17 protein-coding genes and 1 riboswitch are annotated in these 14,946 nt (G+C 43.2%); of the genes, 13 read left to right on the forward strand and 4 right to left on the reverse strand.

Annotated elements, in window-relative coordinates; genetic code table 11:
• Positions 1-397: 397 nt before the first annotated feature.
• Positions 398-787: a tautomerase family protein gene (locus KNP99_RS10995; protein WP_088836339.1), complete on the reverse strand. Its 390-nt coding sequence runs from the start codon at positions 785-787 to the stop codon at positions 398-400.
• A gap of 63 nt (positions 788-850) precedes the next feature.
• Positions 851-2,335, reverse strand: coding sequence for an aldehyde dehydrogenase family protein (locus KNP99_RS11000; RefSeq protein ID WP_088836340.1), 1,485 nt, complete (start codon positions 2,333-2,335; stop codon positions 851-853).
• Positions 2,336-2,528: 193 nt separating this feature from the next.
• On the opposite strand from KNP99_RS11000, the gene KNP99_RS11005 reads away from it, so the two are divergent.
• From KNP99_RS11005 to KNP99_RS11030, 6 genes are all read left to right on the forward strand, one after another.
• On the forward strand, positions 2,529-3,734 hold the full coding sequence (locus KNP99_RS11005; protein WP_088836341.1) for a DUF2254 domain-containing protein: 1,206 nt from the start codon (positions 2,529-2,531) through the stop codon (positions 3,732-3,734).
• A 61-nt stretch (positions 3,735-3,795) separates the two neighbouring features.
• Positions 3,796-4,278, forward strand: coding sequence for a DUF456 domain-containing protein (locus tag KNP99_RS11010; RefSeq protein WP_088836342.1), 483 nt, complete (start codon positions 3,796-3,798; stop codon positions 4,276-4,278).
• Between the two features lie 182 nt (positions 4,279-4,460).
• Positions 4,461-5,804, forward strand: a complete 1,344-nt coding sequence (locus KNP99_RS11015) for a hemolysin family protein (protein WP_088838425.1) — start codon at positions 4,461-4,463, stop codon at positions 5,802-5,804.
• 138 nt (positions 5,805-5,942) lie between these two features.
• A complete protein-coding gene (locus tag KNP99_RS11020; protein WP_088836343.1) occupies positions 5,943-6,383 on the forward strand; it encodes an Ohr family peroxiredoxin in 441 nt (146 codons plus the stop codon).
• A gap of 30 nt (positions 6,384-6,413) precedes the next feature.
• Positions 6,414-6,581 (forward strand): hypothetical protein, encoded by a 168-nt coding sequence (locus KNP99_RS11025; RefSeq protein WP_204251418.1) that lies wholly within the window; start codon positions 6,414-6,416, stop codon positions 6,579-6,581.
• A gap of 24 nt (positions 6,582-6,605) precedes the next feature.
• On the forward strand, positions 6,606-7,118 hold the full coding sequence (locus KNP99_RS11030; protein WP_088836344.1) for a type 1 glutamine amidotransferase domain-containing protein: 513 nt from the start codon (positions 6,606-6,608) through the stop codon (positions 7,116-7,118).
• 53 nt (positions 7,119-7,171) lie between these two features.
• Here the strand turns inward: KNP99_RS11030 and KNP99_RS11035 are convergent, their stop codons facing one another.
• Positions 7,172-7,579 (reverse strand): VOC family protein, encoded by a 408-nt coding sequence (locus KNP99_RS11035; RefSeq protein ID WP_029332666.1) that lies wholly within the window; start codon positions 7,577-7,579, stop codon positions 7,172-7,174.
• A gap of 260 nt (positions 7,580-7,839) precedes the next feature.
• Here KNP99_RS11035 and KNP99_RS11040 point away from each other — a divergent pair, with 260 nt between their 5' ends.
• The 7 genes from KNP99_RS11040 (at position 7,840) to KNP99_RS11070 (ending at position 14,156) form a co-directional block, all read left to right on the forward strand.
• Entirely contained in the window at positions 7,840-9,291 is a 1,452-nt protein-coding gene (locus KNP99_RS11040) for a murein hydrolase activator EnvC family protein (RefSeq protein ID WP_088836345.1), read from the forward strand.
• A 203-nt stretch (positions 9,292-9,494) separates the two neighbouring features.
• Positions 9,495-10,769: a murein hydrolase activator EnvC family protein gene (locus KNP99_RS11045; protein WP_088836346.1), complete on the forward strand. Its 1,275-nt coding sequence runs from the start codon at positions 9,495-9,497 to the stop codon at positions 10,767-10,769.
• 61 nt (positions 10,770-10,830) lie between these two features.
• A riboswitch (TPP riboswitch) is annotated at positions 10,831-10,941 on the forward strand.
• A gap of 116 nt (positions 10,942-11,057) precedes the next feature.
• Positions 11,058-11,867, forward strand: a complete 810-nt coding sequence (gene thiD, locus KNP99_RS11050; RefSeq protein WP_088836347.1) for a bifunctional hydroxymethylpyrimidine kinase/phosphomethylpyrimidine kinase — start codon at positions 11,058-11,060, stop codon at positions 11,865-11,867.
• Positions 11,848-12,618: a hydroxyethylthiazole kinase gene (gene thiM / locus KNP99_RS11055; RefSeq protein ID WP_088836348.1), complete on the forward strand. Its 771-nt coding sequence runs from the start codon at positions 11,848-11,850 to the stop codon at positions 12,616-12,618. The genes thiD and thiM overlap by 20 nt, the downstream gene beginning before the upstream one ends.
• Entirely contained in the window at positions 12,608-13,246 is a 639-nt protein-coding gene (gene thiE, locus KNP99_RS11060; protein ID WP_088836349.1) for a thiamine phosphate synthase, read from the forward strand. The genes thiM and thiE overlap by 11 nt, the downstream gene beginning before the upstream one ends.
• Positions 13,247-13,266: 20 nt before the next feature.
• Positions 13,267-13,704, forward strand: coding sequence for a hypothetical protein (locus KNP99_RS11065; RefSeq protein ID WP_088836350.1), 438 nt, complete (start codon positions 13,267-13,269; stop codon positions 13,702-13,704).
• Positions 13,705-13,781: 77 nt separating this feature from the next.
• Positions 13,782-14,156, forward strand: coding sequence for an ArsR/SmtB family transcription factor (locus tag KNP99_RS11070; RefSeq protein ID WP_353048334.1), 375 nt, complete (start codon positions 13,782-13,784; stop codon positions 14,154-14,156).
• Between the two features lie 89 nt (positions 14,157-14,245).
• Here the strand turns inward: KNP99_RS11070 and KNP99_RS11075 are convergent, their stop codons facing one another.
• A complete protein-coding gene (locus tag KNP99_RS11075; RefSeq protein WP_088836352.1) occupies positions 14,246-14,854 on the reverse strand; it encodes a CHASE3 domain-containing protein in 609 nt (202 codons plus the stop codon).
• Positions 14,855-14,946 lie beyond the last annotated feature (92 nt).

The raw sequence follows: 14,946 nt of genomic DNA on the forward strand, positions 1-14,946 counted from the left end.
TACAAGTAAAAAGACCTAATTTCCTTTTAGGAATTAGGCCAACGTGTAAACAATGTGCTATCGGGAAATCAAGCGTCTTTTTCGTTGCTATCCCCGTAGGAGTCAACGAAACGTGACGCTTTTTAGGGAATAGCGTGACGGAAATCCAGTCATGCAGACGGTTTAGAGCGCAATCCGTCTCGAATCGCTTATAAAGCGAAAAGCAATCGGTCGCGACCCTGCAGTTTTGCTGTAGTGGCGCGGAAGATTGCCGCTTTAAAGACGAGGCGAGACAGGAAAGCGCGAACGGATTGCCTCTTGTTATAACATGTTCACGCTTCATAAGAGTTTGTCTACACGTTGACCTAATTCCATTTTAGGAATTAGGGCTTTTTTGATGAAATAAGGTATTTGGAATTTACAACTTTCCGGTTAAGAATTGTGCCTCGCCCATTCCGAAACTCCAGTCAGCGGCATCGTTTTCAACAATTGACACCATCAAGTCACTTGGTGCGAGACCGCAGTTTGCTTCAAGTCGTTCCGCGAGTAAGCGATAGAGTTTTTGTTTTTTCTCCTGTGTCCGCGATTTACTCGTGACACTAATCAAAACAAGGTTTCGTGTCCGTTCGAAACCGAGTCCTGTATCTTGAATAATCATCTCGTGTTCTTTATGCGTGTGAACGATTTGGTAACGATCGCGTTCCGGTACATCAAAAGCTTCGACCATCGCATCATGCGCTGTATCGAGGAGCACCTTTAACTCTTCTTCATTTCGTCCTTCAATCACATCAAAACGTAATAGTGGCATTAGTAACACTCCTTTTAGATAGTATGTAAAAAAAAATGCGGGCAATGCCCGCATTTTTTTATTTTATTCGAAGAATGGTTTGTATTGGCGACGTTCGTGCATGACAGATACCCATTGAACCGTTGAGAACTCTTCGAGTACCCATTCACCGTTGAAACGACCAAGACCTGAGTCTTTTTCGCCACCGAACGGCATATGTGGTTCATCGTTGACCGACTGATCATTGATGTGAATCATTCCTGTTTCAACTTGAAGCGCAAATTCAGTCGCGCGTTCGATTGAAGAACCATGAACGGCACCGCTTAAACCATATGGAAGTGAGTTTGCGAGTTCAAGCGCATGTTCGTCATCTTTAAACGGGATGATGACTGCGACAGGTCCGAAGATTTCGTTTTTAGCGAGTGGCATATCGTTCGTTACACCAGTCACGACCGTTGGTGCGATGACATTCCCGTTTGCTTCACCACCGACACGAACTGTAGCACCTGCAGCTTTTGTTTTTTCGATATCTTCCATAATACGATCGACTTGTGATTGATTAATTAATGGACCGACTTGTGTACGGTCTTTTGATGGATCGCCGAACTGTAGTTCTTTAACACGAGCAATGTATTTTTCAACGAATTCATCGTGAATCGAATCTGCGACAAGAATTCGGTTCGTTGACATACAAATCTGACCTTGGTGGTAGAATTTGCTGTAGACAGCAGATTCGACGGCACGATCGAGATCAGCATCGTCAAGAACGACGAAGACATTGTTACCACCGAGTTCCAATGCAGTTTTCTTCAGGTGTTTCCCAGCAAGTTCACCGATATGGCGACCAACTTCAGTAGAACCTGTGAATGAGATTAAACGTGGAACTGGGTGTTCAACGATTGAATCGCCGATTTCAGAACCGCGACCGACGATGACGTTCAAGACACCTTTTGGAAGACCGGCTTTTTCAAACAGGCTTGCGAAGATTAACCCACCTGAGACGGGTGTATCAGTCGCTGGTTTGACGACGACTGCATTCCCGATTGCGATTGCCGTTGCGATCGAGCGGACCGCTAAGTGGAACGGGAAGTTCCAAGGGCTGATGACGCCGATAACGCCGAGTGCTTTGCGGTAGATGCGATTTTCTTTGCCTGGTACGACAGATGGGCGAATTTCACCATGCATCCGAAGTGGGAACGTTGCTGCTTCTTTAACGATTAAAACGGAAGCAAGGAATTCACCTTCAGCTTTAATTCGTGTACTACCTGATTCTTTAATTAACCAATCGATGATGGTTTCTTTTTCTTCGTACATGACTTTCAAGAACTGTTCAATCAATCCTTGGCGTTTAAGAGCCGGTGTTTTTGCCCACTCTTTTTGAGCGATTTTCGCTGCTTGATAAGCTTCGTCCAAATCGTCATTGTTTGCAGCTGAAATTTCAAATAGTGTTTCCCCTGTGAAAGGATTCGTATTTTCCATGTTGCTGTCACTTGCGCCTTTGCGCCACTGACCATCGATGAAGATTTTTGTGAAATCAGTTTTCAGAACGTTCTCGTTTGTCTGTTTCATGACTTTTCATCTCCAATTCTTTTTGATAACAATTAAGTTATTCACGTTATGAAAAGAAGTAAAACACAATCTGACACTTTCACAAAATAAAGTGACTCAGCTTTTATTGAAAAAGAAGAATGATAAAGGTTTCACTAAATGAAGAAACAGGAATTAAAAAATATAGCAATATATCAAGAATGGAGTTGGGTTGATGAAGCGATTGAAGCTGATTTATCAAGAGACAAACTGGTGGTGGCCCTTGTTATATGGGGTAGGTGGTGCCTTGTTGACGGCATGTGTCCTCGCGACTGATTTATATTTAAAAAACTACTTTCCGGACGATTGGAAAACAACGCTCGATTTAGGAAGAACGATTCATAGTTCTGTCTTCGCTGGTTTGTTGACGATGATGACGTTTACCTTCTCGACGATCTTAGTCGTCTTGACGACCTATTCATCACAGTTCTCACCACGAACATTACCGAACTTCATCGAAAATCGACAAGTTCAACATATTTTCGGAATCTTTATCGGGGCAGTTACGTATTCGATTACGATGTTGTTTTTCGTTCGTCCTTCTTTACGAGGAAGTGTCGTTGCTTCTGCCGTTGCTGTTCTCGTCGTCTTAATTTCAATCATTGCTTTCGTTGCTTTCATCCATATCGTTAGCCAATCGATTCGTGTGACGACATTACTGGATCGTTTGCACCGGGAAGGCAGTCAATTAATCGAGGAACAAATTGATAATTTGAAAGCGGAAAAACATCATTTTATTTCTGATGGTTATGATTCGCTACAATATCCAATCGTCGCATCAGAGTCTGGTTACTTGCAATTGCTTGATTACGGTGCATTGGCGAAAGAAGGAATGAATATTCAAGTCGATGTCACGATTGGGAGTTACGTGACAAAAGGACAAGCGATTGGTACTGCAAACGAAGAAGGTGTGGAATCCGGAATCATCATTGGACCAACACGTTCTTCCGTGCAAGATTTTACGTTTGTCATCCAAAAGTTATCTGAAGTCGGTTTACGCGCAATTTCTCCGGGGATTAACGACCCGAATACGGCGCGACACGCGCTTCGACAAATCGGTGACCTGCTACGCAATTTTGCGATGCTTCCGGATGGCAGTCTGTTAATCGGCGGCGAAGGCTCTGTCATCGTTAAACGCGTTACTTTCTCGGAATTACTATACGAGACGTTTTATCAACTGCGACACTACGGACAAGAAGATATTTCTGTGCTTGCAACGATGCTAGAGTCACTCGAGAGCGCGAAACGAAATGCTTTGTCCGAACATCGGGCAACAATTCAGACGTTTATCCCGTTTGTTTGTTCAGAATTGGATTGGTCTTCTCTGAATGACTGGGATCGTGTGCATCTAGAAAAGGTCTTAGAAAAAGCGCTTGCTTGAAACTTAATTCGTGTCTTGTACGTAAATTAGGAGGAGAGAACAAAGAAAGTGGGAGATATGTATGACGATTTTACTTTGGATTCTGATTGCGGTCTGTTTCATAGCTAGTTTTGTAGGACTTGTTTATCCAATCATTCCAAGTGCACCGTTACTCATCATCGGTTTTTTGATATATGGATTTGGTTTCGGGTTTACCGAGTTAACGATTAGTTTTTGGCTCATTCAGTCGGTATTTATCATTTTATTATTCACGCTTGACTATTTAGTAAGTTCTTACACAGTCGATCGGCGTGGTGGGTCACGTGCGGCTAAAATTGCAACGACAGTCGGATTGATTGCAGGACCGTTCATTATTCCTGGTGTGGGTCTGTTGATTTTCCCGTTTGTTTTCGCAATCTTAACAGAAAAAATCATCAGTAAAAAGACGTGGAATGAATCAATGGCGATTGGTATCGGAACGGTTTTAGGCATTTTATCAAGTGCATTATTAAAAGGGATTGCCATGCTCTTAATGATTGTCGTCTTTATGTTGTACATTGTTTGACCTAAAAGCAAAGGTTGCTTCAAGTACACATTTAGTGTAAGTTCCGTTATAGTATGAATATGAAAAAGAGGAGAAGCTTATTTTTATAAAAGCTTCTTTTTTACGCAAAAGCTCAAGCTGAGCTTAATTAAATGGAGGTGAATCCCCTTCTCTTGGGGAAACGATTGGACAGTACACATGCAATGGAGACATTCGACACAACAACGATTATTATCAGGCTTCTCATTATTGGATTATTAATTGTTTTGACAGCATTTTTTGTAGCGGCAGAGTTCTCGGTCGTGAAAATGCGGATGTCTCGAATCGATCAATTGATTACAGAGGGAAATAAAACAGCGGTCATCGCCAAAAAATTATTGGAAAACCTCGATTATTATTTATCAGCGTGTCAATTAGGGATTACGGTGACAGCACTTGGTCTAGGGTGGCTAGGAGAGTCGACAGTAGGTGCAATCCTGGAAATGCTCTTCGTAGAGATTGCGTTACCCGATTCAATTTCTACGATTGTTTCGTTTGTCTTAGCCTTTTCAATCGTCACATTCCTTCATGTTGTGTTAGGTGAATTAGCACCAAAATCGTTAGCAATCCAAAAAACAGAAGCGATTACGATGTTGCTTGCACCACCCCTTTACTGGTTTGGTCAAGTGATGAAGCCATTCATCTGGATTTTAAATGGATCAGCGCGAGTCTTTTTGCGCTTGTTCGGTGTAGAGCCGGCAGGGCATGAAGAAGCACACTCGGAAGAAGAGATTAAAATCATCATGACACAAAGTTATAAGAGTGGTGAAATCAACCAGACTGAACTGTCTTACATGCAGAACATTTTTTCTTTTGACGAACGGATCGCAAAAGACATCATGTTGCCGCGAACAGATTTGATTACCATCTCCAATGATGCGTCGATGGATGAAATCATCGCACTTGTCGAAGAATATCAGTTCACACGCTATCCGGTTGCAGAGGAAGGGGACAAGGATAAAATCCTCGGTTTCATCAATGCGAAGCAACTGTTCACCGATCATATGGCGAATAAAGGGAAGGCGTTAAGTTATTACGTGCATAATTTGCCGATTGTTTCAGAGTATTCTCCTTTACAAGATGCGATGTTGAAAATGCAAGTCGAACGAACACCAATGGCGTTAGTCATCGATGAGTATGGTGGTACTGCCGGCGTCATCACGATGGAAGACATACTAGAAGAAATTGTCGGTGAGATTCGTGATGAATTCGATAAAGATGAGAAGGCCGACATCGAACAAATTCATGAGCGACTGTATCGAATTTCTGGACGTGTCCTAATCGATGACTTGAACGAGCGGTTTAACCTCGGAATCGAGGAAGAAGATATCGATACAATCGGTGGTTGGGTGATGGCGCAAGATACGGAAGTGTCGAGCGGTCAAGAGTTCCGTTATGAAGACTATACGGTCAAAGTGATGGAAGTCGATAATCACCAAGTAAAATCGATTTATCTACAACTCCCTGAAAAAGAATCCACTACACCAACTGAAGAAGAAATCATGTGAAACAAGGCGCCCACAGGGTGACCTTGTTTTTTTCTTGATAAAAGGCGTAGAGAATTTGTTTATACTCGGGCAGTCAGTGGTATTACTGTTTATGTGGCAAAAAAGTTACTCAAACCAGAGGAAAAGGGGTTCTATTTCATGACTAAAACAATTCTTACTTCACGCGCGGCGGCAGTAGGGGGCCGTGATGGAAAAGTCTCTTCTGACGATAACGTCATTAATTTAGATTTAGTAATGCCTGGTACAAAAGGTAAAGAAGATATTCCGACATCAAACCCAGAGCAACTATTCGCGGCAGGATACGCGGCATGTTTCGATGGTGCATATAATTTAATGGCACGCCAAGCAAAAAAACGTGTCGAAACACGGACGAACTCGGAAGTGAGTCTTTTACAAGACGAAGCAGATAACGGCGTTAAAATCGCAGCTAAACTTGTTGTAGAAGTTGTCGGCGTCTCGCAAGAAGAAGCAGAAGAATTACTTGAAAAAGCGCATGGTTTCTGCCCGTACTCTAAAGCGACACGCGGAAATATTGATGTTGATTTATCGGTAAAAGTGGTAGAAGCATTAAGCGAATAAAAACTATTCTTTTTTACGGGAGGAATCAGTATGCCAAAAGAAACTGACCGTCCAAACGAAAAGTTAGAAGATGAGCGAGAGCGTTTAACTGAACAAGAACGCAAACTGTCATCCGAGCAACAAGAGGAAATTCTTGAAGGAAAGAACGCTATGCCGGATGATCCGATTTCACCTCGCGATCGTGGACAAGATAAGTAATATAGACATTGGGGGATGATTTTAATGGGTAAAAAAGTAGCAGTCGTACTCGCGGACCATTTCGAAGATGTCGAGTTCACAGGACCAGTCGACGCATTAAAAGGGGCAGGTCATGAAGTGACAGTCATCGGTTCAGAAAAAGGTGCAGAACTCGTTGGTAAACAAGAAGATGCAAAAGTCTCTGTTGATGTCACGATTGATCAAACATCACCGGCAGACTATGATGCGCTGTTGATTCCGGGTGGATTTTCACCAGATTTATTACGTGAAGACGAACGTTTTGTCTCTTTCGTAGAAGAGTTCGATATGTCGAAGAAACCAGTCTTCGCGATTTGTCATGGTCCACAATTAATGATTAACGCTAAAATTGTTAAGGGGCGCAAGATGACAGGGTATAAATCAATCCGAATCGATTTGGAAAATGCTGGGGTTGATTTCGAAGACACTGAAGTCGTCGTCGATGATAACTTCGTCTCGAGTCGTCAACCAGATGATATTCCGGCGTTCAACCGTGAAATGTTAGCGAAGCTCGCATAAGTTCATGCAAAACAAATCCCCTTCACAGGTCGTGTAGGGGATTTGTTTTTGCGTTAAGCGTTTGGGTAATCGCAAAGCTCAGTGATGACCCCATGTGAATGCCTCGGATTCATGTAAATCAAACGACGGCCAAAAGGCGTTGACCGGTACGTATCTTCGAGGAACGTAAGTCCCTGTTCTTTTGCATCGAGAATCGCTTGATCTAAATCGTCAACGCGGTAAGCGATGTGATGTACCCCTTTACCACGTTGTTTTAAGAAACGAGCGATTGGGCTGTCAGCGCTTGTTGGTGTCAGTAGTTCAATGTGTGCATCTTCAAATTCAATGACAGCGATATTCGATGCCACGCCTGGAGCGGGGTTTGAATATTCACGGACTAATTTCCCTCCTAAAATTGTTGTATAAAAAGTAATGGCTTCTTGCATATCACGGACGGCAATTCCAGTATGATCAAGTTTCACTATAATTCCTCCCTTACACCACTAGTGTGCCAAAACTTCCCTCAAGGTGCAACGCGCAGGTATTTTCACTAAAGGAGCTTCATCGTATTACATAATTAACCAATAAACTTATACAAAATGAAATCTCACTGAAATATAATAGAGGCAAAATGAATGCTATAATCAAAAACGTTCTTATAAAATTTAAACATTAAAATGAAATTTAAATAAAGCATACTTTTGACTACAATAAAATTATAGAGAAAAAGAGGGAATACTACATGAAAAAAACGTTTACGTCGCTCATCGTTTCCGCACTTGTCCTTTCATCAACTCCTTATTTTGCATCAGCAGATGATTTAAGTGAACAAAAAGCTAAAAACGAACAAAAGCAACAAGAAAACCAAAATACACAAAAAAATCTTGAGTCTTCTGTGAATCACGAAGGTGAGAAAATTTCGAAGACACAACAAGAAGTGAATCGTTTAGACGAAGCATTGAATGAAAAAATGTTTGCCGTCGAAGCAAAAGATCGTCAAATCAAGGCGACAGAAGCTGAAATCGTCGAACTTGGTAAGCAAATCGAAAAATATAAAGCCAAGCTGAAACGTCAAGAAGAATTGCTCGGCGATCGTTTACGTGTCATGCAAGAAAATGATGGTAATTCGATTAAATGGGAAGAAGTCATCTTTGGTTCGAAAGATGTCGGAGATCTCGTCAGCCGTGTGCTAGCGGGGAAATCCATCTCACAACAAGATGATAAGATGATTACGGATTACCAGAACACGCAAAAGAAATTAGCGAATGCCCAAGCAGAACTTAAAGATAAAAAAGCAAAGCTTGTGACAGAGAAAAAAGAATTAAAGCGTCAACAGGCAGAGCTCGAACAACAAATCAGTGAACGAAACAAACGCATTAAAGAACTTAAGAAGCAAAAAAAGAAATTTGAGACACAGTTGATGGACGCGAAAGAAGTTCAACAAATCTTGATTGCGCAAGAAAAAGCAATCGCGGCAGAAAAAGCGGCACGTGAACGTGAAGCACGGATTGAAAAAGAGCGCAAAGCACAAGAAGCACGAGAAGCAAAAGCCCGTGCTGAAGCTCAAGCAGCACAAGCAGCAGCCGATCAGGCAGCGGCAGAAAAGGCAGCAGTTGAGCAAGCTGCAGCAGAAAAAGCGGCAGCCGAGCAAGCTGCAAAACAAGCAGCGCGTCAAAAAGCAACAACGAATTCAACAAAACAATCAACGCCGACACCAGCGCCTGTAACACCAAAACCAGCACCAGTAGCACCGAATCCAGCTCCGGCTCCAGCTGCATCTTCAGCATTGTTCATTCATCCGACAAGTGGTGCGACTACACAAGGATACGGCTCAGCAAGTGGTGAAAATGGGTATGGATTCCATAATGGAATCGACTTTGGTGCACCGGTTGGAACACCAATTGTCGCAGCAGCAACAGGAACTGTCATTACGGCTTCTAGTAGTGGTCCTTACGGAAATCACATCATGATTGCTCACCAATTGAACGGAAAAACGTATACGACGGTTTACGCGCACATGAGTTCATTGAATGCGCGTGCAGGACAACGTGTCAGCCAGGGACAACAAATCGGTGCACTTGGTAGCACGGGTAACTCGACTGGACCACACCTACACTTCGAAATTCATGTCGGTGGGTATATCTACAGCGGAACAGGCCCTGCAAATAGTGTTAATCCTATGTCAATGTTATAAAATCGTAAAAGAACCTCTACATTGTAGAGGTTCTTTTTTATACAGTTTGAATAATTAGTTGTTATATTACAAAATAACGTTTTCATTTGAAATGTAAATGAAATTTTTCTGAAACTATTACGGTGCTATAATCAATTTCAGATAGTTTCACTACGGAACAGGACTTCAAAAATCGAATTCATACATAAGCGAGGAACTCACATATGCTAAAAAAGTTATTTTCTACCGTACTATTAGGGACGTTATTATTGACGAACACCCCAATCACTCAAGCGGCTACAATCAAAGAAAAGAAAGCAGATAATGCAGCTGAACAACGTAAACTAGAAAAATCAATCAAAAAACAAGAATCTAAAATTTCAAAAGAGCAACGTCAAATCAATGCGATTGATGCAGCAATCAATGAAAATATTTTTCGTGTCTCAGAAAAAAATAAACAGATTCGTCAGTTGAATGAACGAATTGAAGAGCTTGAGGCAGACATTATCCATTATGAAGAAATGTTAAAACGCCAGGAAGAGCTGTTAGGAGACCGTCTTCGTGTGCTTCAAGAAAATGATGGGAATTCGATTAAATGGGAAGAAGTCATTTTTGGTTCGAAAGATCTTGGCGATCTCTTTAGTCGTGTGATGGCAGGGAAAAAAATTGCTGAACAAGATGACAAGATGATTTCTGCTTACCTTGAAACGCAAAAAAAATTAGCTGATGCTAAAGCGACGCTTGTGGATAAAAAGGAAGAGCGAGTGAAAGAAAAAGAAGCCCTTTTGGTTCAAAAAAAGGAACTCAAACAGCAAATGAAAGCACGTAGTGCAACCTTAAAAAAATTACGTCAAGGTAAAACAAAATTTACGACAAAACTTCTGAATGCGAAAGAACTTCAAGCGACATTAGAAGCGCAAGAACGTGCGATTGCGGCAGCAAAGGCAGCAGCTAAAGCAGCAGCGGAAAAGGCAGCAGCTGAAAAAGCGGCAGCGGAAAAGGCGGCGGAGGCGGCGGAAAAAAACAACGCCGGGACGTCTAAGAAGGTCGTAAGTGCTACGCCAGTCGCTAGTGTTCCGAGTGGTTCGGCGCAGTTCGTTCGCCCTGCGTCAGGAAGTGTTTCACAAGGATTCGGACCAGCGAGTGGTGCGAATGGGTATACTTTCCATAATGGTGTCGACTTTAGAGGGTCAGTCGGATCATCAATCGTCGCAGCAGCTTCAGGAACGGTCATCACAGCAGGAAGCGGTGGACCGTACGGAAATCACGTGATGATTTCACATTTCTTGAATGGGAAAGTGTATACAACAGTTTACGCGCATATGAATTCATTATCAGTTCATGCTGGACAAACGGTCTCGCAAGGGCAACAAATCGGTACGCTCGGAAATACGGGAAACTCGACGGGCGCACATCTTCATTTTGAATTGCATATTGGTGGTTACCAATACAGTGCGACAGGACCAGCTAACACAGTTAATCCATTAGCATACTTATAAAAACGAGCTTCGGCTCGTTTTTTTTATGGCGCTATGCTACAGTGAAAGAGAAATTTAAATCATGAGCAACTAGGGGAGCTGGAGGAATCTGGCTGAGAGGAAAACCATTCTGTTTTCGACCCTATCACCTGATCTGGATAATACCAGCGTAGGAAAGTTGAGATTGAAGACATGAATAAGTGACCACACTCGTTGGTTTTTCATGGCGTCGTCTGCTTTTTTACAGCGGACGGCGCTTTTTTTCGTTCCGCTTTCTCCTTGTGCTCTCATAGAAAGTGAGGTCTATCGATGAAACATGTACTGACGATTGCTGGATCAGACTCTAGTGGTGGAGCTGGAATTCAAGCCGACTTAAAAACTTTTTCTGCTCTTGGGGTTTACGGTATGAGTGTAATTACTGCTATCACAGCGCAAAATACGTTAGGCGTACAAGCAGTTGAAGATGTATCACCAACGCTTGTCGAAGCCCAGTTGAACTCGATTTTTAGCGATATTCGTGTAGATGCCGTTAAAATTGGGATGGTCTCGAATGAAAAAACGATTCAAGTCATTGCCAAATGTTTGAAACATTATCAGGGACCAGTCGTCTTAGACCCCGTGATGGTCGCAAAAGGGGGGCATGCGCTGTTAAGGAAATATGCTGAACAAGCATTAATGGAGCATTTGATGCCGCTTGCAACCTTGACGACCCCGAATATTCCGGAAATGGAACGCATGTTAGGGCAAGCGATTTCGACAATTGATGAAATGAAGCTGGCGACGACGGAATTCGCACAAAAACGAGACATCGCTATCCTGTTAAAAGGCGGTCATCTTGAAAGTACGGATGCCTCGGATATTTTATACACGGAAGGGAGGCATCATCTGTTTCAGGAGGCACGATTAAAACGCCAGCATACACATGGTACTGGATGTACATTGTCTTCCGCGATTGCGGCACGTCTTGCGCTGGGAGATTCCCTGAAGGATAGCGTGATTTATGCTAAACGGTACGTAACTGAAGCAATCCGGCATGGATTTGCCTTAGGGAACGGAATCGGACCGACACATCACTTTTATGACATTTGGAGGGAAACGGATGCTTACAACCATTCATGATAAAAAACCATTAATTCATCATTTAACGAATGCGGTCACGATTAATGAGTGTGCCAATATGACCCTTGCGCTCGGGGGTTCACCTGTCATGGCGGAAGATATCCTAGAAGTCGAGGAAATGGTTGGACATGCAGATGCTGTCGTTATCAATATCGGGACATTGAACGCAGCTTCACGAGCGTCGCAATTGTTGGCAGGTCAAACGGCTAACCGATTGAAGAAACCGATTATTTTAGATCCAGTCGGAATGGGGGCGACGACACTTCGGACACAATTCACGAAAGAGTTACTCGAAGCAATTCATTTTACGGTCATTAAGGGGAACGTCTCTGAAATCAAGACGCTCATCGGTCAAGTCGGACGTTCAAAAGGAGTCGATGTCGCTTCCGGAGAGACATTAGATTTTCAAGTCGTCCATGAGTTTGCTGGACGGCTCGGGACGACTCTCGTCGTAACGGGACCGGTTGATTTCATTACAGACGGCAAGCGACAAGTAAAACTAACCGTAGGAACGCCACGACTCGGACACATTACAGGGACAGGTTGCATGACGGCATCGCTCATCGGAACCCTACTTGGAGCAGGGTATGATGCATTCGAAGCAGCGACCTATGGGACGTATTTAATGGGAAAAGCGGGTGAAGTCGCAGATGAAGCAGCGGGACTTGGTGATTTCCGGATGGGGTTGTTCAACGCAATCAGCTTGACTACAGAAGAAAGTTTGAAAGGGGTATTGACCAGTGGAGAATGATTACACGGTTTATGCGGTAACAGATCGGCGCTTTCACCCGGACGTTGCCTTGATTGATGCGGTCGAAGCAGCAATAAAAGGTGGCGCGACGATGGTCCAGCTTCGTGAAAAGCAGGCGCAAGGGAAAGAATTTCTCGAACAAGCGAGTGACTTGAAGAAAATGATGTCTCGTTACGGCGTCCCACTCATCATCAATGACCGGATTGATATCGCACAAATCGTCGGTGCAGGTCTGCATATCGGGCAAGAGGACATCCCTTTGAAGGAAGCACGTAAGCTGTTACCGGAAGCCACGATTGGGGTTTCTGTTTCCACCGTTGAACAGGCAATCGAAGCAGAGCAAGACGGGGCAACTTATCTTGGCGTAGGGTCGCTCTATCCAACGGCGACAAAAGACGATGCGAGTCAGATGACAAACGAAACACTCCGGGCGATTCGCCGGGCTGTTTCCCTTCCTCTCGTCGGGATTGGTGGAATCACACATCATGTGGTGCCCGACTTATTCGAGATGCTTGAAGGATATGCCGTCGTCTCTGCCTTATTCGCAGCACCAGATATTGAACGTGCGGCACGAGAGTTCAAAGAGGCGGTTCAGACTGCGCGTCAAATAGTATCAGACCGGGTATAATCACTGAAGAGGTGATGTACGTGAAATGGCAAGTCATTCGCTTTCGGGGAGGCTGGATTCGGTATCGAATCGAACCACAAATCATTCGAATCGACAACCGTGGAAAGTATCATTTAGGTTGGAAATTGTTTCCCTATCCGAATCGTTATGCATTTGAATTGGCGGTTTTGTTAAAAAACAAACACCAACAACGATATAAACGGCCGCTGTTGATTAAAACGGCATCCATCGCTACGGAAATCTGGGGCCATACACACCTCGATTTATTTTATCGAGTGATGTTACAAGTACCGTTACCACGCTTCCTATCGAATCGATATAAGGAGCGATTGCGAAATACAAGTATCATCGATATCGGTGTACGGGCTGTCGATACTAATCGAATCGTTTGGGATATCGGGAATCGATTAGGGGGATGGGCAGTTTTTCGTACAATCCAAAAAAAACATCGGAAATGAATCTTCACCTCGCGAATCATCGTAGTCATCTTACTTGCATTTGTTGTTTTAGGATGGTGCAATAGTTTGGAGGAGAGGTGAAGACAGTGGAGGCACCACGCTGTGAGACGATTGCGATCGATAAAAAACGTGCTACTGAAATTGGTCATGCCGTTGAGAAAATCCCGACGCTTGAGATTGGGAAATTGTTTAAAGTGTTATCGGACGCAACGCGTCTACGAATCGCTTATGCATTGACGGTCGAGCGAGAACTTTGTGTTTGTGACGTATCGGCATCAGTTGATTGTTCGATTGCGACGGCTTCGCATCACTTAAGAACGTTATTGAAACAAGGTCTCGTCAAATATCGTAAAGAAGGAAAAGTTGTCTATTATTCACTTGATGACCATCATGTCTCGTCGTTAGTTCATTTGGCAATGGAGCATGTGAATGAAGGAAAGGCTTCTTCTTGAGAAAAATATAAAAAACGCACCGCAGTCCGATAAAGAACTGCGGTGCGTTTTTTAGCTTTTTCACGAAGCTAATCGTATGAAACAACAGATCACTTGATTCGATGGAAGAACGTGATGGTCACACTGATGAGTAGAAAGGCTAAAATGGATAGACTAAAGCACATCCGTTTATAGGATGCTGTCACGAGCGCCGTATTTTCGAGTTCTTGATCTAATTCGGTATACAATTGATCTTTAACTTGAGCAAGATCTTCAAGAATGGTCTGCGTGGTCTGCGTCGATTGTTTCGCTAAAGCGGTAGCTGCCTGTGAACCGTTTGTTTCATAAAGGCTGAAAACGGTTTCGATTTCTTTTTCCCATGCATTGTTACGGACCAATAAATCTTTAATCGGTACAGGTGTTTCGTTCGAAGCATTGAGCACACGGCGTAAATCATGAATTTTGGTCGTGCAGAAGTAGTATTGTTCAATGTAGCGGTCGTCTTCATAGAGCAATAGGCCGCGAACGGCATTTGCCCGATCCCGATTGTATTCGACGAGTTGGTCGACCTGTTTAATCATCGGGATGTTATGGGCGTGCATCTCTTCTGTCATTTTTGAAATGGTACGATAACCTGTCAAGGCATAGATGAGAGGAATCGAAGCGAACAAACTGACTAAAAGAATGAGAGAGATGCGGTAGCGCCAAAGTTTATTCATGCAATCATTCCTTCGTAAGCTAACTGGTAATGTCATTAGCTTAACCACTAATTCCCAAAAAGTGAAGAGTTATCTATTTTTTAGGGGAACAT

It is taken from the genome of Exiguobacterium sp. s95, assembly GCF_018618655.1.
GTDB classification, from domain to species: domain Bacteria; phylum Bacillota; class Bacilli; order Exiguobacteriales; family Exiguobacteriaceae; genus Exiguobacterium_A; species Exiguobacterium_A oxidotolerans.